Source organism: Mycobacterium sp. NGS40 (assembly GCF_059812735.1).
In genome coordinates this window covers 179,492-206,223 of record NZ_JCALDG010000008.1, presented here as the reverse complement: position 1 = coordinate 206,223, position 26,732 = coordinate 179,492, and the positions used below count along the sequence as shown (strand labels likewise).

Annotated in this window: 9 protein-coding genes; all 9 read left to right on the top strand. The window is 68.2% G+C overall.

Going from position 1 to position 26,732, the window contains the following annotated elements:
- Positions 1–445 precede the first annotated feature (445 nt).
- From AC5Y5O_RS14770 to AC5Y5O_RS14730, 9 genes are read left to right on the top strand one after another with little or no spacing between them, the layout of a single operon-like run.
- Positions 446–5,200 (top strand): SDR family NAD(P)-dependent oxidoreductase, encoded by a 4,755-nt coding sequence (locus tag AC5Y5O_RS14770; protein ID WP_500025634.1) that lies wholly within the window; start codon positions 446–448, stop codon positions 5,198–5,200.
- Positions 5,197–11,670: a type I polyketide synthase gene (locus AC5Y5O_RS14765; RefSeq protein ID WP_500025633.1), complete on the top strand. Its 6,474-nt coding sequence runs from the start codon at positions 5,197–5,199 to the stop codon at positions 11,668–11,670. Before AC5Y5O_RS14770 ends, AC5Y5O_RS14765 begins: the two co-directional genes overlap by 4 nt.
- The gene (locus tag AC5Y5O_RS14760; RefSeq protein ID WP_096286032.1) at positions 11,670–17,051 is read left to right on the top strand and encodes a type I polyketide synthase; all 5,382 of its coding nucleotides are present in this window, start codon (positions 11,670–11,672) and stop codon (positions 17,049–17,051) included. The genes AC5Y5O_RS14765 and AC5Y5O_RS14760 overlap by 1 nt, the downstream gene beginning before the upstream one ends.
- Before the next feature lie 2 nt (positions 17,052–17,053).
- Positions 17,054–21,457 carry a type I polyketide synthase gene (locus AC5Y5O_RS14755; RefSeq protein ID WP_500025632.1) on the top strand — a complete coding sequence of 1,468 codons (4,404 nt, stop codon included), beginning with the start codon at positions 17,054–17,056 and terminating at the stop codon, positions 21,455–21,457.
- Between the two features lie 10 nt (positions 21,458–21,467).
- On the top strand, positions 21,468–22,457 hold the full coding sequence (locus AC5Y5O_RS14750) for an ATP-binding cassette domain-containing protein (protein ID WP_500025631.1): 990 nt from the start codon (positions 21,468–21,470) through the stop codon (positions 22,455–22,457).
- A 44-nt stretch (positions 22,458–22,501) separates the two neighbouring features.
- Positions 22,502–23,278, top strand: a complete 777-nt coding sequence (locus AC5Y5O_RS14745) for an ABC transporter permease (RefSeq protein WP_096290979.1) — start codon at positions 22,502–22,504, stop codon at positions 23,276–23,278.
- Positions 23,275–24,108: an ABC transporter permease gene (locus AC5Y5O_RS14740; protein ID WP_500025630.1), complete on the top strand. Its 834-nt coding sequence runs from the start codon at positions 23,275–23,277 to the stop codon at positions 24,106–24,108. Before AC5Y5O_RS14745 ends, AC5Y5O_RS14740 begins: the two co-directional genes overlap by 4 nt.
- Positions 24,109–24,120: 12 nt before the next feature.
- A complete protein-coding gene (locus tag AC5Y5O_RS14735) occupies positions 24,121–25,377 on the top strand; it encodes a phthiocerol/phthiodiolone dimycocerosyl transferase family protein (RefSeq protein ID WP_500025629.1) in 1,257 nt (418 codons plus the stop codon).
- On the top strand, positions 25,374–26,627 hold the full coding sequence (locus AC5Y5O_RS14730) for a saccharopine dehydrogenase family protein (RefSeq protein ID WP_500025628.1): 1,254 nt from the start codon (positions 25,374–25,376) through the stop codon (positions 26,625–26,627). The genes AC5Y5O_RS14735 and AC5Y5O_RS14730 overlap by 4 nt, the downstream gene beginning before the upstream one ends.
- The last annotated feature ends 105 nt before the right edge of the window (positions 26,628–26,732 follow it).

The window sequence follows — 26,732 nt, the reverse complement described above, 5'->3', positions numbered from 1 at the left end:
CCTTTAATCACAACACCTGCCCCACCAGCACCACCAATCACGCGGCTGGATACCCGCGCTGAGCTGCAGTAACGTGAGGACCTAGCACTATAGTAGACGTGCGCAAAATAAGGCGAGACGGCGCCGCCCCAAAATCTGTGGATTTCTCCATTCTCACACTTCCCCATGAAAGATTGCTTACCTTGCTTAAAGAGACGGATGGTCGGGGTGGACGATCGTCGCGCCGTGGCCGTCCAACTCTTGCGCGCCGACGTTTCCGCCAGCAGCTGCCGTGTCACCGGGGGCGCCCCGTGAGGGGGCCGCGAAAGCTGCTGGACGGGACGCCATGCAGGGTGCGTGCAGATAGGACTTGCAGCGACCTGGAAGGTGAAGCGACACCGGTGACCGACACTTCCATCGACGCTTTGCTGCGCCAACTCGGTTCGATACACCCGGGTGTGGCGGCGTGACGTCCAGCATCCGCGGCGAAGCCGACCTCCGCCACTGGCTGGTCGACTATCTGGTGACGAACATCGGTCGCACACCCGACGAGGTCGACCCCGAACTGTCGCTGGCAGACCATGGCGTGAGCTCGCGCGAGGTGGTTGTGCTGTCCGGTGAGTTGTCGGAGTTGCTGGGCCGCAAAGTCTCGCCCGTCGACTTCTGGGAGCACCCCACGATCAACGCGCTGGCCGCGCACTTGACCGCGCCCGTGCCCGACGCCGATGCGGATGCCGCGCTGAAACGCCCGGCTCCCAACTCGCTCGACGAGCCGATCGCCGTCATCGGGATGGGATGCCGCTTCCCCGGCGACATCAGTGGGCCGGACGCCTTGTGGGAGTTGCTCTGCAACCGCGGCTGCACGATCTCCGAGGTCCCGCCGCAGCGCTGGCGGCCGTTCGACAACGGCTCACCCGAGGTGACGGCGGCGCTGGCCCGCACCACCCGGTGGGGGTCCTTCCTGCCCGACATCGACGCCTTCGACGCGGAGTTCTTCGAGATCACCGCGCACGAAGCGAACAAGATGGATCCTCAGCAGCGACTGCTGCTGGAGGTCGCCTGGGAGGCCCTCGAGCACGCCGGCATCTCCCCGACCTCGCTGAGCCGAACGCAGACCGGAGTATTCGCCGGAGCGTGCTCGAGCGAATACGGTGCCATCACGTTGGGCGATCTGCCTCAAGTCGACGCGTGGAACAACACCGGCGGCGCGATGAGCATCATCGCCAACCGACTCTCGTATTTCCTCGACCTGCGCGGCCCGTCGGTGTCGGTCGACACCGCCTGCTCGTCGTCGCTGGTGGCCATCCACCTGGCCTGCCAGAGTCTGCGCACTCAGGATTCCCACCTGGCCATCGCGGCCGGGGTGAACGTGTTGTTGACCCCCACCGTATTTCGCGGTTTCGATCAGGCCGGCGCGCTGTCGCCGACCGGAAAGTGCCGCGCGTTCGACGCCGCGGCCGACGGGTTCGTGCGCGGCGAAGGCGCCGGGGTGGTCGTGCTCAAGCGGCTGACGGACGCACAGCGCGACGGCGACCGGGTGCTCGCCGTGATCTGCGGCTCGGCCGTCAATCAGGATGGCCGCTCCAACGGGCTGATGGCCCCCAACCCCGCGGCCCAGATGGCGGTGCTGCGCGCCGCCTACGCCAATGCCGGCATGCAGCCGAACGAGGTCGACTATGTCGAAACCCACGGTACCGGAACACTATTGGGAGATCCGATCGAGGCACGGGCGCTGGGCACGGTGCTCGGTCGCGGGCGATCGCAGGACTCGCCCCTGCTGATCGGCGCGGTGAAGACGAATATCGGTCACACCGAGGCCGCGGCCGGGATCGCGGGCTTCATCAAGGCGGTCTTGGCGTTGCAGCGCGGCCAGATTCCGCCGAACCAGCGCTTCGAAAGCCCCAACCCGCACATCCCGTTCACCGACCTGCGCATGAAGGTCGTTGACACGCAAATGGATTGGCCGCAGACAGCGCATCCGCGCCGGGCCGGGGTGTCGTCCTTCGGATTCGGCGGCACCAACGCGCACGTGGTGCTCGAGCAGGGCCAAGAGGTGGCGCCCCCGGCGGCGCCCAGGTCTGATCCGAACATCTCGACCCTCGTCGTCGCGGGTAAGACGCCGCGACGAGTCGCCGCGACGGCGTCGGCGCTGGCCGAGTGGATGGAAGGCGCCGGGGCCGACGTCGCCCTGGCCGACGTGGCTCACACGCTCAACCATCACCGGGCCCGGCACTCCAGGTTCGGCACCGTGGTAGCCCGCGACCGCGCCCAGGCGGTGGCCGGGTTGCGCGCCCTGGCCGCGGGCCGGCAGGCACCCGGAGTGGTGGGCCCGCAGGACAGCGACGAGCCGCGACCGGGCACGGTGTTCGTGTACTCGGGCCGCGGATCGCAGTGGGCCGGCATGGGCCGCCAACTGCTGGCCGACGAGCCCGCTTTCGCCGCGGCCGTCGCCGAGCTCGAGCCGGTGTTCGCCGGCCAGGCCGGGTTCTCGCTGCACGACGTGCTGGCGGGTGGCAAGGAACTCGTCGGTATCGAACAGATTCAGCTCGGCCTGATCGGCATGCAGCTGACGTTGACCGCGCTGTGGCGCTCCTACGGCGTGGAACCCGACCTGGTGATCGGTCATTCGATGGGTGAGGTCGCCGCCGCGGTGGTGGCCGGGGTGCTCACCCCCGCCGAAGGACTGCGGGTGACCGCGACGCGCTCGCGGCTGATGGCCCCGTTGTCGGGGCAGGGCACGATGGCGCTGCTGGGACTCGATGCCGCCGCCACCGAGGCATTGATCCTCGAGTACCCGCAGGTGACGCTCGGGATCTACAACTCGCCGAGCCAGAGTGTGATCTCCGGGCCCACCGAGCAGATCGACGAGCTGATCACCCGGCTGCGGGGTCAGAACCGCTTCGCGAGCCGGGTCAATATCGAAGTGGCGCCGCACAATCCGGCGATGGATGCGCTGCAGCCGGCGATGCGCGCGGAGCTGGCCGACCTGGCGCCGCAGCCGCCGACGATTCCGATCATCTCCACCACGTACGCAGACCTCGGCATTCGTCCGGCCTTCGACGCCGAGCACTGGGCCACCAACATGCGTAACCCGGTGCACTTCCAACAGGCCATCGCTCATGCCGGAAGCCCGGCCGGTGGACCCCATCACACCTTCATCGAAATCAGCGGGCACCCGTTGCTGCCCCAGGCGATCAGCGAAACGCTGCACAGCGCGCAGCACGGAAGCAAATACGTCAGTGTCGGCAGCTTGCAACGCAACACCGACGACACCATCAGCTTCCGCACCAGCCTCAACACCGTGCGCGGCACGCATCCCCCCCAGACGCCACATCCGCCGGAGCCGCACATCCAGATCCCCACCACTCCGTGGCACCACACCCGGCACTGGATCGACACCACCCCCATTGCCTGGAAAACGCCGGAAACGTTGGGCTGCAACGGTTCTGCAGCCATTGCGGCGGGCCCGCTCGGCGACTGCTCGTACCGGCTGGCGTGGCCGGCGATTCCATTGGCCGATGCCGAGCTCGCGGCCGCCGGCGCCGGGCGATGGCTGGTGATCGGCGATCCCGCGCTGGCGACTCAATTGAATGCCGAAACGGTGGCCGCCGACGCCGACCCGGTGGAATTGGCCGAAGCCCTCGGCGAAGTCGACTACGTGCTGTATGCACCGGCGGTAGCCGACGATTCGTTCGATGTCGGGTTGGCCTATGAGCTGTTCGACCAGGTGCGCCGGCTCGTCGCGGTGCTGGCGGCCGGCGACTCATCGGAGAAGTTGTTCCTGGTCACCCGCAACGCCCAACCCGTCTTCGACGGTGATCGCGCCAACCCTACGCACGGACTGCTGTGGGGCCTTGGTCGCACCCTCGCTCTCGAGCACCCCGAAATCTGGGGTGGCATAGTCGATTTCGATGCTTCCGTGCCGGCCGCGGTGGTGGCCAGGCAGCTACTCGGGGAAGTAGGCAGCACCGACGGCGAGGACCAGGTCGTTTACCGGCGCGGCGCCCGCCACGTGGCCCGGCTGCATCGGCGGACGCTGCCGACGGAATCGCCGGTCACGTTGGACGCCGACGGCAGTCAGCTGGTCGTCGGGGCGACCGGAAACATCGGTCCGCACCTGATCCGCCAACTCTCGGCGATGGGCGCCAAAACCATCGTCGCGGTGTCCCGCAACCCCGGGTTGCGCCTACAGGCGCTGACCGAAACCCTCGCCGCAGAAGGCACCAACCTGGTCACCGTGGCCGCCGACGCCACCGACGAATCCGCGATGAGCGAGCTGTTCGCCCGGTTCGGTGCGGACCTGCCGCCGCTGCAGGGAATCTACTTGGCGGCCTTCGCCGGCCAGCCCGTGTCGCTCAGCGAGATGACCGACGACGACGTGCGGGCGATGTTCGCCCCCAAGCTGGACGCCGCCGCGCTGCTGCATCGGCTGTCGCTGACGACAACGTCGCTGCGCCACTTCGTCTTGTTCTCCTCGATCTCCGGGCTGACCGGTTCGCGCTGGCTTGGTCACTACGCCGCCACCAGCGGGTACCTGGACGCGCTGGCATACGGCCGTCGCGTGATGGGATTGCCGGCGACCACCGTCAACTGGGGACTGTGGAAGTCGTTGGCCGACACCGACGAGGCCAGTCAGGTCAGTGTGGGATCCGGGTTGCTGCCCATGGACGACGAGGTTGCGATCGGCGCGCTGCCGTACCTGATGAGCCCCGCCGCTGGCGTGCACTCCGTTGTGGTGCAAGCTGATTGGCCGTTGCTGGCCGACGCGTACCGGGCTCGCGGAGCGCTGCACATCGTCGACGACCTGCTGCCGGCGCCCGGTGAGACGGCCATGGGCGAAAGCGAGTTCCGCATTTCGCTGCGCGCATGCGAGCCGGGACGCCGCCACACGATGCTGTTCGATCGGGTCGGCATGCTGGCTGCCAAGGCGATGGGACTGCCGCCTACCGAGACGCTCGATCCGTCCACCGGGTTCTTCCAGCTCGGCATGGACTCGCTGATGAGCGCGATGCTGCGCCGCGCACTGTCCGACGATCTCGGCGAGGCGCTGCCGGTCTCCGTGGTCTTCGACTACCCGACCGTCTACAGCCTGACCGACTATCTGGCCACCGCGCTCCCCGAGCTCGACACCGAAACCGAAGCCGTCGCCGATGCCTACGACGAGCTCGACGAGGACGAGTTGCTGGCAGAACTTTCGGAAAGGCTACGAGGCTCTCGATGACCGCCGCCACACCGGACCGCCGGGCGATCATCACCGAGGCGCTGCACAAAATCGATGATCTGACCGCGCGGCTGGCCATCGCCGAACAGGCGAGCACCGAACCGATTGCCGTCGTCGGCATGGCCTGCCGGCTGCCCGGAGGCATCGACAGCCCCGAACAGTTCTGGGACCTGTTGTGCGAGCGGCGAAGTGGCATCGTCGAAGTTCCGCCCGAGCGGTGGGATGCCGACGCCCTGTACAACGAGGATCACACCGTCCCGGGCACGATCTGCAACCGACAGGGCGGCTTCCTGTCCGGCTGGCAGCCCGACGAATTCGACGCGGAGTTCTTCGCCATCCCGCCGCGCGAGGCCGCCGCGATGGACCCGCAACAGCGGTTGTTCCTCGAGGTCGCGTGGGAGGCGTTGGAGGACGCCGGGATTCCGCCGCACACGCTGCAGGGCACCCAGACCGGGGTGTTCGTCGGCGTCACCGCCTACGACTACATGCTGAAGATGTCGGGCGCGGTGCGACCCGACGAGTTGGACGCTTACCTGTTGACCGGAAACTCCGCGAACTTCGCCGCGGGGCGCACCGCCTACCTGCTCGGCGCCCGGGGTCCGGCGGTGGTGCTGGACACCGCATGCTCCTCGTCGCTGGTCACCATCCACTTGGCCTGCCAAAGCCTGCGCTGGCGGGAAAGCGACACGGCGCTGGCCGGCGGGACCAACCTGCTGCTGAGCCCGGTGGCCAGCATCGCGTGCTCGCGCTGGGGAATGCTGTCGCCCGAAGGCCAGTGCAAGACCTTCGACGCCGGCGCGAACGGCTATGTGCGCAGCGAGGGCGCCGGCGTGGTGGTGCTCAAGCGACTGTCCGACGCGCAGCAAGACGGCAACCGCATCCTGGCCGTGATACGTGGTTCGGCGGTCAACTCCGACGGCGCCAGCAGCGGGGTCACGGTGCCCAACGGCCCGGCCCAGCAGGCTCTGCTTCGCCAGGCGCTGAAAGTGGCCAGGCTGACACCGGCCGACATCGACTACATCGAGGCGCACGGCACCGGCACCCCGTTGGGCGACCCGATCGAACTCGATTCGCTGAGCACGGTTTTCGGTGACCGCGAGGGCCGTGCGCCGCTGGTGCTCGGCGCCGTGAAGACCAACCTCGGCCACCTGGAAGCCGCGGCCGGGATCGCCGGGTTCATCAAGACCGTGCTGGCGGTCGAACATGGCCGCATCCCGCAGAACCTGAACTTCACCGAGCTCACTCCGCATGCGAGCCAAGGTGTTTCGCGGCTGAAGATCGCCACCGAGGACATGGCATGGCCCTCGACCGAGCAGCCGCGCCGGGCCGGGGTGTCGTCGTTCGGTGTGAGCGGGACGAACGCGCACGTGGTGATCGAGCAGGCACCGTCTTCGGCGCTCGCGCCGCAGGACCCGCCGCCGGCGGTGTCGACGCTGGTGCTGTCCGGCAAGTCGGCGCAACGCGTGGCGGCGACGGCCTCGGTGCTCGCCGACTGGATGGACGGCCCGGGGGCCGACGTGCCGCTGGCCGACGTGGCGCACACCCTCAACCACCACCGGGCCCGGCACCCCAAGTTCGCGACAGTGGCCGCCGTCGACCGCGACCAGGCGGTGGCGGGATTGCGCGCACTGGCCGCCGGTGAACCAGGCCCGGGTGTGGTCGGGTGCCCCGAGACATCCACCGGGCCGGGCACCGTGTTCGTCTATTCCGGCCGCGGATCGCAATGGGCCGGAATGGGGCGCCGGCTGCTGGCCGACGAGCCCGCGTTCGCCGCGGCACTGACCGAACTCGAGCCGGTTTTCGTTGCGGAGGCCGGGTTTTCGCTGCACGACGTGATCGCCGGCGGCAAGGAACTGATCGGCATCGAGCAGATCCAGCTCGGTCTGATCGGGGCGCAGCTGGCGCTGACCGCGCTGTGGCGCTTCTACGGAGTCACGCCGGATCTGGTGATCGGCCACTCGATGGGAGAGGTGGCGGCCGCGGTGGTGGCCGGTGCCCTGACACCCGCCGAAGGTCTTCGAGTGACGGCGACCAGGTCGCGGCTGATGGCCCCGCTGTCGGGGCAGGGCACGATGGCCATGCTCGAACTCGACGCCACCGCCACCGAGCGGCTGATCACGGATTATCCGCAGGTCACCCTCGGGATCTACGCCTCGCCGCGCCAGACGGTCATCTCGGGGCCCCCCGGGCAGATCGACGAGTTGATCGCCAAGGTGCGCGCGCAGGGTCAGTTCGCCGGCAAGGTCAACATCGAAGTGGCCCCGCACAACCCGGCGATGGACGCGCTGCAGCCGGCGATGCGCGCCGAGCTGGCCGGTCTGCGACCGCAGACACCGAGCATTCCGATCATCTCGACGACCTACGAAAACCTGGGTCGCCCAGTGACATTCGACGCCGAGCACTGGGCCACCAATATGCGCAACCCGGTGCGCTTTCAGCAGGCGATCAGTTCCGCCGGCGCGGCCCATCACACGTTCATCGAAATCAGCGGACACCCCCTGCTCACCCACGCCATCGGCGAAACGCTGACCGCGCGCGAGAGTCCCGGCTTCGTCAGCATCGGTACCCTGCAGCGCGATACGCACGACACGCTGACCTTCCACACCAACCTCAACACCGTCCGCCGACCGGATACTTCGACCGGACGACAGATCGTGCTGCCGACCACCCCCTGGCTGCACGGCCATCACTGGATCACTCCCAGCGCCACCGCGCACCACGCGCCGAACACCCACCCGCTGCTGGGTTTTGGCGTCACTGATCCCACCAACGGCACCCGGGTCTGGGAATGCGAGCTCAACCCCGAGTTGTTGTGGCTCGGCGATCACGTGATCGACGATCTGTGCGTGCTGCCGGGCGCCGCCTACGCCGATGTCGCGCTGGCAGCGGCGACGGATGCATTCGCGTCGGAGTCGGACGACCGGCCGTGGATGATCCGCGAGCTGAGCCTGCACCAGATGCTGCAGGTGACCGACGACACGGTGCTGGTCACGACGCTCACCGGCAGCGAGCAGACGTGCCAGATCGAAATGCGCACCCGCAGCGCATCGTCGGGATGGATCAAGCATGCCAGCGCCACCGTGGCGCGCGAGACCGTGGACCGGCCGGCCGGTCCGACCGTTGCTGCCAATGATGTTGCGGCCGAGATCAACCCGGATGAGCTGTACGACCGGTTACGTGCCGCCGGGCAACAACACGGACCGGCGTTTCGCGGGATCACCGGGCTGGCCGTGGCGGCCTCGGGTGCGGCTCGCGCGCAGGTGCGGCTGCCCTCGTCGGCCAAGGCCGGTGCCCGCAACTTCCTGCTGCATCCGGTCATGATGGACATCGCGGTGCAAGCCCTCGGCGCCACCCGGGCCGCGACCGACCTGGCCGGAGGGCAGAACACAAGGCAAACCCTGGTGCTGCCAATCCGTTTCGCGGGCATCCACGTGTACGGCGACGTCTCCGACGGTGTGTGTTCGACCGGCTCACTTGCCGCCACCGACAGCCCGGACCGGCTGCTCGGCCATGTTGAGCTGACCGACGCCAACGGACGGCCACTGCTCGTCATCGACGAAGTGGAAATGGCGGTACTCGGGTCGGCAAGCGGCGCAGCACATCTCAACGATCACTTGCTGGCATTGGAGTGGGAGCCCGCACCGCTGGACAAAGCGGCCGCCAGCCTCGGCGGATTGTTGCTGATCGGCGACGCCACCGCCGGCGATCCGCTGCTGGCCGCGCTGCGGTCGTCGCTGAGCGACGGCGCCGCCGAAGTCGACGTGGTGTCCCCGACCGATACCGCCGAGCTGCGCGCGGCGATCACCCGAAAGCCCTGGGACGGCATCGTCGTCCTGTGCCCGCCGCACGCCGCCGACGAATCGCTGCCGCAGACGGCACAACTGGACCTGGCGCTGGCGCGCACCCTGCTGATCGCCGACATCGCCAAGACCGTGACCCGCATGGGCGCCCGCAACAGCCCGCGACTGTGGATCGTCACCCGCGGCGCACAGCAAGTCGGCCCGGGTGAACCGGTCACGCTGGCTCAGACGGAGCTGCGCGGCATCGCGCGGGTGCTGACTTTCGAGCATCCGGAGCTGAAGACCACGATCGTCGACGTCGACCCGGACGGTGCCGGCTCGGCGGCCGCGCTGGCCCAGGAGCTGCTGGCCGGCTCCGACGCCGACGAGGTCGCGCTGCGCGACGGGCATCGCTACCTGAACCGGCTGCTGCCGGCCCCCACCACGGCCTCCGGTGAGCTGGTCGGCGAAACCCGGCACGCGAAAGTGAACCTGGACACCGGTGGCGCGGTGCGGCTGCAGATCGACGAGCCCGGACGCCTGGATGCCCTCAGACTGCATGCGGTGCAGCGCATTTCGCCGAAGCCCGACGAGGTGGAGGTCCGCATCGCCGCGGCGGGCCTCAACTTCAGCGACGTGCTCAAGGCGATGGGCATCTACCCCACCCTCGACGGCGCCGCTCCCGTCATCGGCGGCGAGTGCGCCGGCGTCGTCACCGCCGTCGGCAGCGATGTCGACTCCGTGCAAGTCGGGCAGCGCGTGATCGCCATCGGCCCAGGCACTTTCGGCTCGCACATGACCACGCTCGCCGAGCTGTGCACCCCGATTCCGGACACGCTGCCGGATGCCGAGGCGGCCGCGTTCGGGATCGCGTATCTGACCGCCTGGCACTCGTTGGTCGAGGTCGGGCGGCTGGCCCCGGGCGAACGGGTACTGATCCATTCGGCCACCGGCGGTGTCGGCGTGGCGGCGATGGCGATCGCGAAGATGATCGGCGCCCGCATCTACACCACGGCCGGCTCGGACGCCAAGCGTGACATGCTCGCCGCGCGCGGCGTCGAATACGTCGGCAATTCGCGCACGTCCGATTTCGCCGACGAGATCCTCGAGATCACCGACGGCTACGGCGTGGACGTCATCCTCAACTCGCTTCCCGACGAAGCGATTCAGCGCGGGGTGCAGATCCTGGCACCCGGCGGCCGGTTCATCGAACTGGGCAAGAAGGACGTCTACGCCAACGCCACCCTGGGCTTGGCGGCGCTGACCAAGAGCGCGTCGTTCTCCGTGGTGGACCTGGACCTCAATCTCAAGCTGCAGCCGGCGCGCTACCGCGCGATGCTCACCGAAATCCTGCGGCACGTCGCGGACGGCACCCTGCAGGTCCTTCCCGTCACCGCGTTCGCCCTCGAAAACGCGGGCGACGCCTTCGCGTTGATGGCATCCGGACGGCACACCGGCAAGATCGCCGTCACCGTACCGGCCTCCGGCAGCATCGACGCGATCGCGGCAACCCCACGGCAACTGGTCAGCCCCGACGGCGGCTACATCATCGTGGGCGGCATGGGCGGTCTCGGTTTCGTCGTGGCCCAGTGGCTGGCGCGCCACGGCGCGGGATTGATTGTGCTGAACGGTCGTTCGGCACCCGGACCGGACGTGACGGCGGCGATCGCGGAACTCGGCGCCGGGGGCACCCGGATCGAAGTCGTCACCGGCGATATCGCCGAACCGGGCACGGCCGACCGGCTGGTACAAGCGGTCCACGACGCCGGCTTGCGGGTGGCCGGAGTCCTGCACAGTGCCATGGTCCTCGACGACGAGATCGTGCTGAACATCTCGGACTCGGCCGCGCGCCGCGTGTTCTCCCCCAAGGTCACCGGCGGATGGCGGCTGCATCAGGCCACCGCCGGGCTGGACGTGGATTGGTGGCTCACCTTCTCGTCGGCGTCCTCGCTGCTGGGCACGCCCGGCCAGGGCAGCTACGCCGCCGCCAACTCGTGGGTCGACGGACTGGTCGCCTATCGACGCTCGCGCGGGCTGCCCGCTGTCGGAATCAACTGGGGCCCATGGGCCGACGTCGGCCGCGCCCAGTTCTTCGCCGATCTCGGCGTCTCGCTGATCACGGTCGAAGAAGGGCTGGCGGCCATGCAGCGGCTGTTGACGGCCGACCGCGCCCGCACCGGGGTCATCCACCTCGACACGAGGCAGTGGTTCCAATCCTTCCCGGTCGCGGGTGGTTCGTCCTTGTTCGCGACGTTGCACGACTCGGCCAAGGCGCAGCGGCACGGCGGTGGCGCGATCCGCGCCGAATTGGATGCCAGCGACCCCGCCGAGCGCCCGGATCGGCTGGCGGCCGCGATCGCCGACCAGATCCGGGCGGTGCTGCGCTCCACCGAGCCGATCGCACATGACCGGCCGATGGAGTCGCTCGGTCTCGACTCGCTGATGGCCCTCGAACTGCGCAACAGGCTGGAGGCGAGCCTTGGCACCACGTTGCCGGCCGCCCTGGTCTGGGCGTACCCGACGATCCACGATCTCGCCGGTGCGATGTGCGAACGCCTGGGTTATGACACGGTGGCCGCTGCCGAACCGGAGGCCGACGCCGAGACCGAGCTATCCGATGAGGAAATGGAATTGTTGTCCGACCTCGTTGCGGCAAGCGAGCTCGAAACAGCCACGGGGGGCAGTGAGTAATGACGAGTCTTGCCGAACGCGCGGCACAGATGTCCCCCAAGGCGCGCGAGGTGCTCGCGCGTGAGCTTGTTCGGGCCGGCACGGCATTTCCGACCGACATCGCCGAGCCGATAGCGGTCGTCGGGATCGGCTGCCGGTTGCCCGGGAATGTGACTGGGCCCGAGAGCTTTTGGCAGCTGCTGATGGACGGTCGCGACGCCGTCGGCGAGGTGCCGGCCGACCGGTGGAACGGGGACGCGTTCTACGATCCCGATCCGCAGGCGCCGGGACGCATGACGACCAAGTGGGGCGGCTTCCTCGACGACGTCGCCGGATTCGACGCCGACTTCTTCGGCATCACCCCGCGCGAAGCCGTCGCGATGGACCCGCAGCAGCGGATCCTGCTCGAGGTCGCCTGGGAAGCCCTCGAACACGCCGGGCTGGCCCCGGATTCGTTGAGCGGCAGCCAGACCGCCGCGATCATGGGTGTGTCGGCGTGGGATTACACGATCCTCAACCTCGAGCGCAACACCGAGATCGACGCCTACATGAGCACCGGAAACCCGCACAGTGCCGCGGTGGGCCGCATCTCGTACCTGCTCGGGTTGCGCGGTCCGGCGGTGGCCGTCGACACGGCGTGCTCGTCGTCGCTGGTGGCCATCCACCTGGCCTGCCAGAACCTTCGGCTACGGGAAAGCGACGTCGCACTCGCCGGTGGGGTGCATCTGTCCCTGTCGCCGTTCACCAGCATCGCGTTGTCCAAGTGGTCGGCCCTGTCGCCGACCGGCCGGTGCAAGACCTTCGACGCGCTCGCCGACGGGTTCGTGCGCGGCGAGGGCTGCGGCGTGGTGGTGCTCAAGCGGTTGGCCGACGCGGTTCGCGACGGTGATCGGGTGTTGGGTGTCGTCCGCGGTTCGGCGATCAACTCCGATGGCCGGTCCAACGGCATGACCGCGCCGAACGCCGCCGCACAACGCGACGTGATCAGCACCGCGCTGAAGATGGCCGACGCCACCGCCGACACCGTGAACTACGTCGAAACCCACGGCACCGGAACGATTTTGGGTGACCCGATTGAATTCGAGGCGCTGGCCGCCACTTATGGCGGCGGCCAGGGCCGCTGCGCGCTGGGCTCGGTCAAGACCAACATCGGTCACCTGGAAGCCTCGGCCGGCGTCACCGGATTCATCAAGGCGATCCTCGCGGTGAACCGCGGATATATTCCGCGCAACCTGCACTTCAACCGGTGGAACCCCGCGATCGACCCGTCGGGAACGCGGCTGTTCGTGCCGACCGAGGGCACCGCGTGGCCCACCGACGGCATCCGCCGGGCGGCGGTGTCGTCGTTCGGGCTGAGCGGCACCAACGCACACGTGGTCGTCGAGCAGCCGCCCGCTGCGTCCCCGCCACCCGCGGCCCAGCCGGTGGTGTCCACGTTGGTGGTGTCGGGCAAGACACCGCAGCGACTGGCGTCGTCGGCCGCGACCCTGGCCGACTGGATCGCCGGTCCCGGCGCCGCGGTCCCTCTGGCCGACGTCGCGCACACCGTGAATCATCGCCGTGCCCGGCACAGTTGGGTGGGCACCGTCGTGGCGCGTGATCACGCCGCGGCGGTGACGGGACTGCGGGCGTTGGCCACCGGCACGCCGGCGCCCGGTGTGGGGGCGGCACGCGAGGCAGGCTCAGGATCCGGCACCGTGTTCCTCTACTCCGGCCAGGGCGCGCAGTGGGCCGGCATGGGCCGCCGGCTGCTGGCCGACGAACCGGCCTTCGCCGCCGCCGTCGCCGAGCTGGAGCCTGAATTCGTTGCCCAGACCGGCTTTTCGTTGCAGCAGACGCTGGCCGACGGCAGCCCGGTCACCGGCATCGACAAGATCCAGCCACTGCTGGTGGGCATCCAGCTGGCGCTGACCGCACTGTGGCGCCACTACGGCGTCGAACCCGACGCGGTGATCGGACACTCGATGGGCGAGGTGTCGGCGGCCGTGGTGTCCGGGGCGCTCACCGCCGCCGAAGGGCTGCGGGTGATCGCCACCCGCTCAAAACTGATGGCGCAGTTGTCCGGCCAGGGCGCGATGGCCCTGCTCGAACTCGACGCCCTCGCGGTCGAGGCACTGATCAGCGAGTACCCGGACGTCACCCTCGCCGTCCACGCTTCGCCGAGCCAGTCGGTGATCGCGGGCCCACCCGACCAGGTGGATGCGGTCATCGCGGCGGTGACCGCCCGGAACCTGCTGGCCCGGCGCATCGAGGTCGACGTGGCCTCCCATCACCCGATCATCGACCCGATATTGCCGCAATTGCGTTCGGCATTAAGCGATCTGGCCCCCAAGCCGCCGACCATCCCGATGATCACCACGGTGCTGGAGGGTCCCGCCCCGGCGCTGGACGCCGACTACTGGGCGGCAAACCTGCGCAACCCGGTGCGGTTCCACCAAGCCGTCAGCGCCGCGGGTGCCGACCACCACACCTTCATCGAGATCAGCCCCCACCCGTTGCTTACTCACTCGATCAACGACACCCTGGGTGAGGCCAACGCGCACACCCTCGGCACCCTGCAGCGTGACACCGACGACACTGTCACCTTCCACGCGCAGCTCGCCGCGCAGTCCGCCGGCAACGCGAACGCGGCGACGAACAGTGCCGACGGCCGGCTGGCCGACCTCCCGGTCACACCGTGGGAGCACACGCAATATTGGATCGCCGACCGGTCCGCGGTGTCGAATTCCGTTGCCAGTCATCCACTGCTCGGTGTGCACATCGAGGTTCCGTCCAGTAAAGACCACGTCTGGCAGGCCGATGTCGGCACCGAGGTGTCGCCCTGGCTTGCCGACCACAAGGTGTTCGGACAGGCGACCATGCCCGGCGCGGGGTTCACCGAAATCGCCTTGGCCGCAGCCAGTGAGGCGTTGGGCGTGCCGGCCGACGCCGTGTCGCTCAACCAGCTCGAAGTCGAGCAGATGCTCACCCTGAACGACCACACCCAGTTGACCACCCAGTTGATGCGGGGCGCCGACGACAAGATCCGGATCGAAATCTATTCCCGCTCAGCGGGTAACGACTGGACCCGGCACGCGACGGCCAGGGCCGAAGTACGCACGCCCCAAACCCCTCTCGAACAGCCGGCAACCGCCGGCGGCAGCGGCGAGACGGCGATCAACCCCGCCGATGTGTACGCCGCGCTGCGGCGGGCCGGTCAATTCCACGGTCCCGCTTTCGCCGCCTTGACGGCGATCCGCCGGCTGCCCGGTGGTGCGGTCGAAACCGACATCGTTCTTCCTGACGAGTCGCCGTGGCACCCGGACTTTCGGCTCCACCCGGTCATGCTGGACGCGGCTCTGCAGAGTTTGGCCGCCGCGATCCCCGATGACGAACTCGCCGGATCCGCCGAGGCGAGCTATCTCCCGGTGTCCTTCGAGTCGGTGCGGGTGTACGGCAACCCCGGCCGGCGAGCTCACTGCCGGGCGCAGCTGTCCGGTCTGGACGAGGGCGGGGCGGGAAAGCTCGGCAGAATCGTCTTGACCGATGACGCCGGGACCGTCACCGCGGAGATCAACGACATCTACGTGCGACGGGTGGAACGCCGTAGCGTGCCGCTTCCCTTGTCGCAGAAGGTCTTCGATACCTCGTGGGAGCCCCGCCCGGTCAGCGCCGGGCCGTCGGACGTCCCCGGCAGCTGGCTGGTGCTCACCGATGGGACGACCACCCGGGCCGACCAGTTCGTCGCCGGATGGCGGTCACCGGCGCACCGCGTCGTCACCGCCGACCTGCACGACGAGTCCGCCGTGCTCGCCGCGTTCGCCGACACCGCGGCCGACCCCGAACACCCGCCCGTCGGTGTGGTCGTATTCATCGCGGACAACCCGAGCGTGAACCGCGACGGCATCGCACAGTCCCGCGAAGCGGTCTGGGCGGTCTCGACCGTCGTGCGCGCGATCATCGGCGGCTGGCACGGCCGGCCGCCCCGGCTCTGGCTAATCTCCGGCGGCGGCCTGCCCATCGGTGCGCAAGCCGGCCAGCCGGGGATCGGGGCGCTCAAGGGCCTGGTGCGCGTGCTGGCTTACGAACACCCCGAATTGCGAACCACGCTGGTCGATCTCGACCTCACCCGCGATCCGGACACCGTGCTGAACGCCGAACTGGAGTCCGCGGTGTCCGGCTCGATCGACGACGTGATCGCCTGGCGCGGCGACCAGCGGTACGTCGAGCGGCTATCCCGGGCGACGCTCGACGAGCCCGCCGGTGGCGAGGTGGTGCGCGCCGGGGCGTCCTACATCATCACCGGCGGCCTGGGCGGTCTCGGGTTGGTGTTCGCGCACTGGCTGGCCGAGCGCGGCGCCGGCCGCATCGTTCTCAACGGTCGCAGCGAACCGTCCGACGAACAGCGGGCGGTGCTGGCCGAATTGGAACGCAAGGCCGAGATCGCGGTCGTCCTGGGCGATCTCGCCGTCGACGGCGTGGCAGAGAAATTGGTGGCGTCCGCCGGGGAATCGACACTGCGCGGCGTCCTGCACGCCGCCGCGGTACTCGACGACAGCCTGGTGTTCTCCATGACCAAGGACAGCGTGGAGCGCGTATGGGCGCCCAAGGTGATCGGCGCCGCGCGGATGCATGAGGCCACCCTCGGGTGCGAATTGGACTGGTGGCTCGGCTTTTCCTCCACCTCGTCCCTGCTGGGCGGTCCGGGACAGGCCTCGTACGCCTGCGCGAGCGCCTGGCTGGACGCCCTGGTCGACTGGCGGCGGGCCTCGGGTTTGCCTGCGGCGGTGATCAACTGGGGACCGTGGGCCGAGGTCGGACTGGCCCGCACGCTGACCGGCGGGCCGCTGGATCCGATCACCCCGGCCGAGGGTGCCGCGGCCCTGGAGCCGTTGCTGGCCACCGGTCGCGGCCACACCGGCGTCGCACGGTTGCGTCCCGACCGGGCGCTGATCGCCTTCCCCGAGATTCGCAACCTCGGCTACTTCACCAGCGTGGTGGCCGAACTCGAGGCCGCGGGCGACGGCGGCAACTGGGCCGGACCCGAGGCGCTGCACGGTTTGGATCCCGCCGAAGCGAAAGCCGCGATCGCCGACCGGCTGCACGCACGCATCGCCGCGGTGATGGGCTACGCGGAACGATCGGCCGTCGACGCGGACCTGCCGCTGGTCGAATTGGGGATGGATTCGCTGATGGCCGTGCGCATCCGCAATTCCGCGCGGGCGGATTTCGGCGCGGAGCCGCCGGTGGCGCTACTGCTGCAGGGCGCGACGCTCAACGATCTCACGGCCGAGCTGCTCCGCCAGCTTGGGCTTACCGGTGACGCGCAAGCACACCAGCAAGAAGGTGCTGTTCGCGACCGGGCACAGCAGCGCGCGGCGGCGCGCCAACAAGCCGCACAGCGGCGGAAGCGAGGACGCTAGGAATGAGCACGCCAGAGGCTTACGCAACGGCACCGCCGGACAACGCCATCGCGGTGATCGGCATGGCCGGAAGATTCCCGGGCGCCAACAATGTTGCGGACTTCTGGGACAACCTTCGGCGCGGCGAGGAGTCGATCACCACGCTGTCCGAGGACGACCTGCGCGCTGCCGGCGTCGGCGACGAGGTGCTGGCGAACCCCGGGTATGTACGGCGCGCGCCCCTGATCGACGGTTTCGACGAGTTCGATGCCGAGTTCTTCGGATTCCCACCGCAACTCGCCCGCAAGCTGGATCCGCAACACCGGTTGTTCCTGCAGTGCGCGTGGCATGCGTTCGAGGATGCCGGGTGTGACCCCGCCGAGTTCGACGGCGCGATCGGCGTCTACGGAACCAGCTCCCCCAGCGGTTATCTGATGCACAACCTGGCGTCGCATCACGGCGGCGGCGCCTTCATGGCGACCGGACTCGACTTCGAGCAGTTCAACCTGTTCCTGCAGAACGACAAGGACTTCCTGGCGACGCGGGTATCGCATCAATTCGACCTGCGCGGGCCGAGCATCTCGGTTCAGACCGCGTGCTCGTCGTCACTGGTCGCCATCCACCTGGCCTGCCAGAGCCTGCTGTCCGGGGAATGTGACATGGCCCTGGCCGGCGGGTCATCGCTGGCCATCCCGCATCGTGTCGGTTACTGGAACTCACCGGGAGCGATGGTGTCGGCGGTCGGCCACTGCCGCCCGTTCGACGTGCGCGCCGATGGGACGGTGTTCGGCAGCGGTGCCGCGATCGTGGTTCTCAAGCCACTGCAGGCCGCCATCGATGCCGGGGACCGGATTCACGCGGTCATCCGCGGGTCCGCGATCAACAACGACGGATCCATGAAGATGGGGTACGCGGCGCCGAACCCCGCCGCGCAGGCCGATGTGATCGCCGAAGCCCATGCGGTATCGGGTATCGATGCCTCGACCGTGAGTTACGTCGAGACACACGGAACCGGTACGGCGCTGGGCGATCCGATCGAAGTCCAGGGCCTCAAAGCCGCGTTCGCCGTGTCCGAGACGCCGCGGCCCGGACCGTGTGTGCTGGGGTCGGTCAAATCGAACATCGGCCATCTCGAGGTGGCCGCGGGCGTGGTGAGTCTGGTCAAGGCGATTCTGTGCCTGAAGCACCAGGCGATTCCCGCCACGCTGCACTTCACCAGTCCCAACCCGGAACTGCATCTCGACGAGACTCCGTTCACCGTGCGCAGCGAGTACGGCCCGTGGGAATGGGACGGCGTGCGCCGGGCCGGTGTCAGTTCGTTCGGCGTGGGCGGCACCAACGTGCACGTCGTGGTGGAAGAAGCGCCGCGGGTCCCGGACGCCGCCAAGCCCGACCGTCCCCAGGTGCTGCTGTTGTCCGCACGAACGCCGGCGGCGCTGGAGGAATCGCGTGCCGCCCTGGCCCGGACGTTGGCCGACCCGGACGGACCCGACCTGGCGGACGCTGCTTTCACCCTGTCCGCTCGTCGCAAGCACGGCATCGCCATGGCGGCGGTGGTGCACGATCGCGAGCACGCGGCGAAGGTACTGCAGGCCGCGGAGCACGACAACGTTTTCGTCGGGGAGTCCGTCAGTCACGGCGACACCGACGAATCCACGGCCGACCGGGTCGTTTTCATGTTTCCGGGGCAAGGCGCTCAGCACGTCGGGATGGCCCGGGGTCTGTACGATACCGAGCCGGTTTTCGCCGAACACTTCGACGCCTGCGTGGCGGGATTCAACGACGAGATGGGGATCGACCTGCGTGCCGAGATATTCGGCGACGCCACAACGGATTTGGAGCGCATTGACCGTTCTCAGCCGGCGCTGTTCACGGTGGAGTACGCGTTGGCGAGACTGGTCGAGACCTTTGGTGTGCGAGCCGGCGCGTACCTCGGATACAGCACCGGCGAGTACATCGCGGCCACGCTGGCGGGGGTTTTCGATCTTCCGACGGCGATCAAGACGGTGTCCTTGCGTGCCCGCCTGATGCACGAATCCCCGCCCGGCTCCATGGTCGCCGTGGCGCTGGGGCCCGACGACATCGCCGAATTCCTTACCCCCGGGGTCGATCTGTCCGCGGTCAACGATCCCGGCAACTGCGTCGTCGCCGGACCGAACGACCAGATTCGCGCGTTCACCGGGCGGCTGCGCGAACGCGGCATCAACGCTCGACGGGTCCGCGCGACGCACGCATTCCATTCCAGCGCAATGAATTCCATGGCAGCGCAGTTCCAGGAGTTCCTCTGCGGTGTCGAGCTGCACCGGCCGAACACGCCGCTGCTGTCCAACCTGACCGGAACCTGGATGACCGACGAGCAGGCCACCGACCCGGCCAGCTGGGCGCGCCAGATCAGCGCGACCATCAAGTTCGCCGACGAACTCGACGTGTTGCTGAGCGATGCCGACCGGGTCCTGGTCGAAATGGGCCCGGGCGGCAGCCTGACCGGATCGGCGATCCGGCACTCCAAGTGGTCGGGCAAGCACCGCGCCGTGCGGCTGATGCGCCACCCCGTGCAGAACACCGACGACCGGGACGCCTTCTTGCTCGGCCTCGGCCAGCTATGGGCGGCCGACGTGGCCGTGGACTGGTCGCCGGTCACCGGATCAACCAACAGCATCGTCAGCCTGCCCGGTTATCCCTTTGCACGCGAGCGGCATTGGGTTGACCCCAAGCCCATCGTGTGGACCGGCGCGGCCGCGGAGGTCAACGGCTCGTCCACCAACGGCGTCGCCGTCGCCGCGGCACCGGTCAACGGTCAATCGGCCACCGAGGCGACGTTGCATCGCATCTGGATGCAGTGCCTGGGCGTCACCTCCCTGGACCGCAACGCCAATTTCTTTGACCTCGGTGGAGACTCGCTGATCGCGATCGGCATCTCGACGAGTGCCAACAATTCCGGCTTGGTCGTCACCCCGCAGCATCTCTACGAACACCCGACCCTGGCCAGCCTGGCCGCTGCCGTCGACGCCGAGTTCACCGGGGCCGGGCTGACGCAACCACCGGACGCCGACGCGTATTCACCGGTGCCCGCCAATATCGCCGGTTTCCTGGAACACGGTGTGCGAGAAGCCGGTCGCTGGCGCGTCCCGCTGATCTTCTCACTCGCGCCCAGCGTCACGATCGACGACGTCCGCGCCGTGCTGACCGCGTTGGCCAATCACCATGACGCGTTGCGCCTCGAGCTCGTCGACCGAGCGGGCACCTGGGAGCAGCACATCGCCGCGCCACAGGAATTCGGCCGCCTGTCGTCGCGGACGCTGCCCGCCGGGGTGGCCGACGAGCGGGCCGCGGTGCGCGACGTGGTGGCCGAACTGGTGGCCCAGGACGACCTGACCGCGTTGTTCACCGCGACCCATATCACCGGTGGCGCCGCCGGTTCCTACCTGGTGTTGTCCGCCCACGAGATGATCGCGGACATCGCCTCGCGCGAAATCCTGCTGACCGATCTGTTCACCGCCTTGTCCCAACACCTTGCGGGCGAAGAGATCCTGCTGCCCCCGACCGCCGCCGGGTGGCGCGATTGGTCGCTGCGCACCGGGGCCCTGGCAACGCATCCGGCCGTCGTGGACACCCGCGACTTCTGGCTGCAGACCCTGACCACGGCGACGGTCCACCTGGGCGATCCCGCAATCACCGACCCGCCGAGCGCCGGCGACCTGCTGAGGCTGCCGTCGGCGCTGGACGTCGCGGAAACAGCCGAAGTCGACGACGCCCGCCGCAGGCTCGGCGTGTCGATCGAGGAGGTTCTGCTGGCGGCGTTGAGCGCAACGATCGCCCAAACCGTCGGCGAGGGTGCGGTTTCGGTCGACTTGGAGGGCACCGGCCGTTCGGTGCTGAGGCCGGACGTCGATCTGCGCCGCACCATCGGCCGGTTCACGACGATCTATCCGGCCGCGCTGCGATGCACGAAGGCCGCGGCTGCGACCGAGCTGCTGGCAGGCGTGAGCGACACCCTGAAATCCGTGCCGCACTTCGGCGTCGGCTACGGACTGCTTCGCTACGTGTATGCGCCCACCGCCCGGACGCTGGCCGCCGCCGGCGCCTCCGACATCCACCTGCGCTACGTCGGCACGGTCCCGGAGCCGCCGCCATTGGACGCGCCGGTGCAGTTCGATTCCGACGCGGCGCTGCCGGTGCGCGATCCGATTCCTGGGCTGGGCCATGCGGTCGAACTTCGTGTGTACCGCTATTCCGGCGCGCTGCATCTGGATTGGTGGTACGACGCGCGCCGCGTCGCACTGCAGCGGGCGCAAGCGCTGGTCGAACGTTTCCCCATCGCAGTGCGGGCCTTGATCTCCGAGGCTGTCGATGCCATCCCCGACGATGGCGATACGGGCTCGGCACCGGTGGAGCTGGCGCTGGTGGACTTGTCGTCGTTCGACTGAGGGGGGCTCGATGAACAACGCAGAGCGTGACTTCGACAAGGCCGTCGTCGTCGACAAAGTGCGCAAGACCTTCGGTGATTTCGTGGCCTTGCATGAGGTCAGCTTCGAAGTCGGCCGTGGTGAGGTGCTCGGCCTGCTCGGCCCGAACGGGGCCGGCAAGACCACGCTGGTCGACATCTTGTCGACGCTGAGCCGCCCGGACGAGGGCCGCGCGCTGGTCGCCAGCTACGACGTAGTGTCCGAGCCGGCCGGTGTGCGCCGGTCGATCATGCTGACCGGACAGCAGGTGGCGATCGACGACACGCTGACCGGCCTGGAAAACCTTTTCATGTTCGGTCGCCTCTACGGGTTGAAAAAGGCGGCCGCGCGCAGCCGCGCGAAGGAACTGATCGAGGAATTCGATCTGGTATACGCCGCCGATCGGCGCGTGAAGACATACTCGGGCGGGATGCGGCGACGGATCGACATTGCCTGCGGCCTGGTGGTCCCGCCACAGGTGGTCTTCTTGGACGAGCCGACCACCGGCTTGGATCCCCGTAGCAGGCAAGGCATTTGGGATCTAGTCAGCAATTTCAAGGACCGCGGCATCGCCACGCTGTTGACCACACAATATCTCGAGGAAGCCGACGCGCTGGCCGACCGGATCATCGTCATCGACCACGGACGGATCATCGCCGAGGGAACGGCCGACGAGCTCAAGGCACGCACGGGCGGCAGCTACCTGGAGGTCGTTCCGCGCGACTTGCACGATCTGGCGGTGATCGCCGAGATCCTGGGCTCGCTGTTGACGGAGGAGAATCGGGCCGCGCTGACAACCGATTCCGACCGCATCGCCATGCCGGCCCCCGACGGCGCCAACACGCTCCTCGAGGCCGTGGGACGGCTCGCCGCCGCCGACATCGCCGTTGCCGACGTTGCGCTGCGCCGCCCGTCGCTGGACGACGTATTCCTGGCGTTGACAAAGGATCCCGCGACATCCGTTGCCGAGGCGATCGGGTGACCGCCGCCGGCTTCGCGGGATCCCAGGCGCGACCCCACCCCTCGATGCGGGCCCAGTGGTGGGTGCTCACCACTCGCTTCATCGCGCCCACCGTGCGCAACGGTGAGCTCGCAATCACGATCGCGGTCTCGGTGGTGTTCACCGCGGGCTTCTACATCCCGCTGCACCAGATCATGGGCAACGTCACCAGGGGTGTGGCCAGTAGCTACGCGCAGTACTTGATGCCGCTGATCGCCTTGGAGGCCATCACTTTTGCCGCGATGTCGACGGCGTTTCGGGCCGCGACGGATTCGGTGCAGGGCGTCAACCGCCGGTTCCGGTCCATGCCGATCCCACCGTTCACCCCGGTGGCCGCCCGCATCTCCGCCGCGCTGTACCGGTGCACGGTGTCTCTGACGGTGGCCCTGATCTGCGGCTATACCATAGGATTTCGTTTTCGCGGCTCGGCCGTCGACACCGTTGCCTTCTGCGTGTTGGTACTCGTGTTCGGGGCGGTGCTGTCATTCGCGGCGGACCTGTTGGGCACCGGATCCCGCAATCCCGAGGCGATGGCTCCCATGCTGACGTTGCCGCCGTTGATCTTTGGGTTGCTGTCGGTCGGTGTTCAACCGGTCGAGCAGTTCCCCCGCTGGGTCCAGCCCTTCGTTCGCAACCAGCCGATCTCCGCGCTGGTCGACAGTCTGCATGCCGCGGCCGCCGACGTCGCACCGTTCCACACATCGTTGACCTGGTCCGTGCTGGCGCCGACGCTGGTGTGGTTGTGCGGATTGGCCGCGCTGCTGGTCCCGGTATCGGTCATCGTTTTGGCGAAGCGGGCATGATGACTCTGGTATACGAGGAAACCGCGCGCCGCGCCGCCGCGCCGCGGGTGCGCGAGAATTCGGCGCGACTGCTGATCCCGCAAACCCTGGTGCAGACCCGGCGGATACTCACCAAGTGGTCACGTGACATCACCGCGATCATCATGGTCACGGTGTTGCCCGTGCTGTTCCTGATCACCATGAATATTGTTCTGGGCCATGCCGTTACCCAGGTCGCCGGGTACGACGCGCTGTTCAACACGGTTCCGATGAACGTGCTCGCCGCGGCGGTCAACGGATCGGCCGTCGGTGCGATCGGCCTCATCGTCGAGCGCGACGAGGGCCTGTTGCGCCGGCTGTGGGTGGTGCCCGTACACCGGGCGTCGGGCGTCTGTTCGCGGATCGTCGCCGAGATGGCCCGGATCGTCGTCACGACGGGGATCGTGCTGGTCGCGGGGATGGTGCTGGGTTTCCGCTTCAAACAGGGCATCCTGCCCACCCTGGTGTGGCTGAGCGTCCCGGTGCTGTTCGGACTCGCCTTCGCGACCCTGATCACCACGATCGCCTGGTATGCGTCGAAGAACTTTCTCCTCGAGGCGATTACGCTGGTGCACCTACTCGCGATCCTCTTCTCGACCGGGTTCCTGCCGGTGGACCAATTTCCCAAGTGGATCCAGCCGGTGGTTGCCCACCAGCCGATCAGCTGCGCGATCGACACGATGCGCGCGCTGGCGCTGGGCGGGCCGGTGCGCTCGCCGATGATCGAGACATTGCTGTGGGTCACCGGCATCACCGCGGTCTGCATCGGACCAACGCTGGTGGGTTATCGACGGGCCAGCACACGCAGATAGGGGAAGTCAGCAGTGTTTTCCGGATCCGTGATCCGCAAGCTCGCGCACAGCGAAGAAGTGTTCGCGGCCAATGAGACCTTTTTCGGGCTGAAGATACACATCACCGGTGACGTCGATATCGACGCAATGGCAGACGCTTTCGATGCGCTTCTGCAGATGTACCCCATCTGGGCCGGCCACCTCGAGCAGGCCGACGACGGCCGGCATCAGATCGTCGCCGAAGACGTCATGCATCCGGGGCTGTGGATCGTCGATGAGCACACGTCGGAGGCCGCGATCGCCGGCATGCGCCTGGATCAGAACCAATCCCTGCTGAATCTTCGGTTGCAGATCAACAGCGAACAAAGCGAACTGACGTTGTATGCACACCACGCGCTGGCCGACGGGCACCATGTCTTCGGCCTGTTTGAAGAGCTGCTGTCCCGCTATACCAACGTGGTGGAAACCGGCGATGCCGGTCCGGTGACCCCGCAACCCGCTCCCGAATCGCTCGAGGCGCTGCTCGAACAGCGCGGCGTCGCCAAGCAGGAGCGTTCGGGGCTGGAACGGCTTTTCCCGGCGGCCTTCGCCTACGACCTGCCCGCCGTCGAGAAGCCGGCCATAGTGACGAATTCCGATCTGATGCAACATATTCCGGTGGCACGAGTCCGCTTCACCGAGCAGGAGACATCGGCGTTGGTGGAATTGGGCCGGGCCAATGCGCTCAGCCTCAACTCCCTGGTGGCCGCGGCGCTGCTGCTGGCCGAATGGGAACTCCGCAACACCCCGCACGTTCCGATTCCGTACTTCTATCCGGTCGACCTGCGCTATCACCTCACCCCCCCGGTCGGTGCAACCGATGCCACGATGCCGCTGGGGTTGGCGAGCTATCTGGCCGAAATCGGGCCCGACACCGATCTCGTCGGCTTGGCCGGGGGCATCGTGGAGGCGTTTCGCGCCGACCTGTCCGAAGGCCTGATCCAGCAGTCCTCGCTGCACTTCAGCCTCCAGTACGAAGGCAGCCTGCCCGGACTCCCCCCGTTCGTGATGTGCACCGACGTCGGCTCGATCCCCGGCCTGCGCACGCCCGAAGGCGTCGAAATCACCGACGTGGGCGGCGAATTCCACTTCGCGGCCCACGCACCGGTCGATCTCTACAGTTGCTGGACCTTCGCGGGTCAGCTGTACATCGAGCGCCACTCCAACCTGCCCGGCCACGAGGAGTCGCTGAAGCAAGTCCATGCCCTGTTGTGCGCAGCACCCGCCGAGGACAGCTGGATGGTGGAGTGACCACCGAGCGTGAGTTCGACATCGTCTTGTACGGGGCCACCGGCTTTTCCGGCACGCTGACCGCGGAATACCTCGCCCGGTGCGGGTCTGCGGCACGCGTCGCCCTGGCCGGCCGGAGCAGTGAACGCCTGCGGGCCGTGCGGCAGACACTGGGCCCCGCGGCGGCGGATTGGCCGGTGATCGTCGCCGACGCGGCGCAACCGCCGACGCTGGCCGCGATGGCGTCCCGAACCCGGGTGGTGCTGACGACCGTCGGGCCCTACGCGCAATACGGCCTGCCACTGGTGGCCGCCTGCGCTGCGGCCGCAACGGACTACGCCGACCTGACCGGCGAGTTGATGTTCGCCCGCAACGCCATCGACCAATACCACAAGCAGGCCGTCGACACCGGCGCCCGGATCGTGCTGTCGTGCGGATTCGACTCCATCCCTTCGGATCTCAACGTCTACCAGCTGTACCGACAGGCACGCGAAGACGGGGCCGGCCAGCTCTGCGACACGATGCTGGTGCTGCGGGCGTTTCGGCAAACCGGGGCCTCCGGCGGAACCCTCGCATCGTATTTCGATGCGATGCGCACAGCGTCTGCCGACGCGCAAGCGCGCCGACTCGTCGAGGATCCTTACACGCTGACCACCGACCGCGGGGCCGAACCCGAACTCGGTCCGCAGCCCGACTTTTCGTGGCATCGGGGCCGCGACGTCGCACCCGAACTAGCCGAGTTCTCGCTTGGAGGGTTCTTTCAAGGCCCCTACAACGACCGAATAGTGCGACGCAGCAATGCATTACAAGAATGGACGTATGGCCGGCGGTTCCGCTATTCGGAAACGATGAGTCTGGGAAGATCGTTTGTGGCTCCGCTCGCCGCCAGGACCGTCACGGCTGCCCTGGCGGGCGGCTTCCGGTTGGCGAATCGGCATTCGCACCGATTGCCGCGGCGATGGGTCCAGCGGCTGCTGCCCAAGCCGGGCGCCGGTCCGAGTGACGCTTCGCAGCAACGTGGTCACTTCAGGATGCAGACCTACACCACCACCACGACCGGGGCCCGCTACCTGGCGACGTACGCACAGAACTGCGACGCGTACCACGCGACCTCGGTCATGCTCGGCGAGAGCGGCCTGGCGCTCGCGCTCGATCGCGATCGCCTGTCCGGTCTATCCGGTGTGCTCACCCCCGCCGCGGCGATGGGCGACGCACTGATGGCGCGGCTGCCGGCCGCCGGGGTGACCCTGACCACCACCCGGTTAGCCTGAACCGCTATGGAGCTTCTCGGCGCCGACCCCGTCTTGGCGGTACACGATTTGGCCCGAGCAGCCCGCCAACGACCGAACCATGGGGCAGACGAGAGATGGGCTTGA

Bases quoted from the DNA above. Each gene is read 5' to 3' on its own strand.
- AC5Y5O_RS14755 (WP_500025632.1), top strand. From the start codon at position 17,054: ATGAGCACGCCAGAGGCTTACGCAACGGCACCGCCGGACAACGCCATC.
- AC5Y5O_RS14750 (WP_500025631.1), top strand. From the start codon at position 21,468: ATGAACAACGCAGAGCGTGACTTCGACAAGGCCGTCGTCGTCGACAAA.
- AC5Y5O_RS14760 (WP_096286032.1), top strand. From the start codon at position 11,670: ATGACGAGTCTTGCCGAACGCGCGGCACAGATGTCCCCCAAGGCGCGC.
- AC5Y5O_RS14765 (WP_500025633.1), top strand. From the start codon at position 5,197: ATGACCGCCGCCACACCGGACCGCCGGGCGATCATCACCGAGGCGCTG.
- AC5Y5O_RS14740 (WP_500025630.1), top strand. From the start codon at position 23,275: ATGATGACTCTGGTATACGAGGAAACCGCGCGCCGCGCCGCCGCGCCG.
- AC5Y5O_RS14745 (WP_096290979.1), top strand. From the start codon at position 22,502: ATGCGGGCCCAGTGGTGGGTGCTCACCACTCGCTTCATCGCGCCCACC.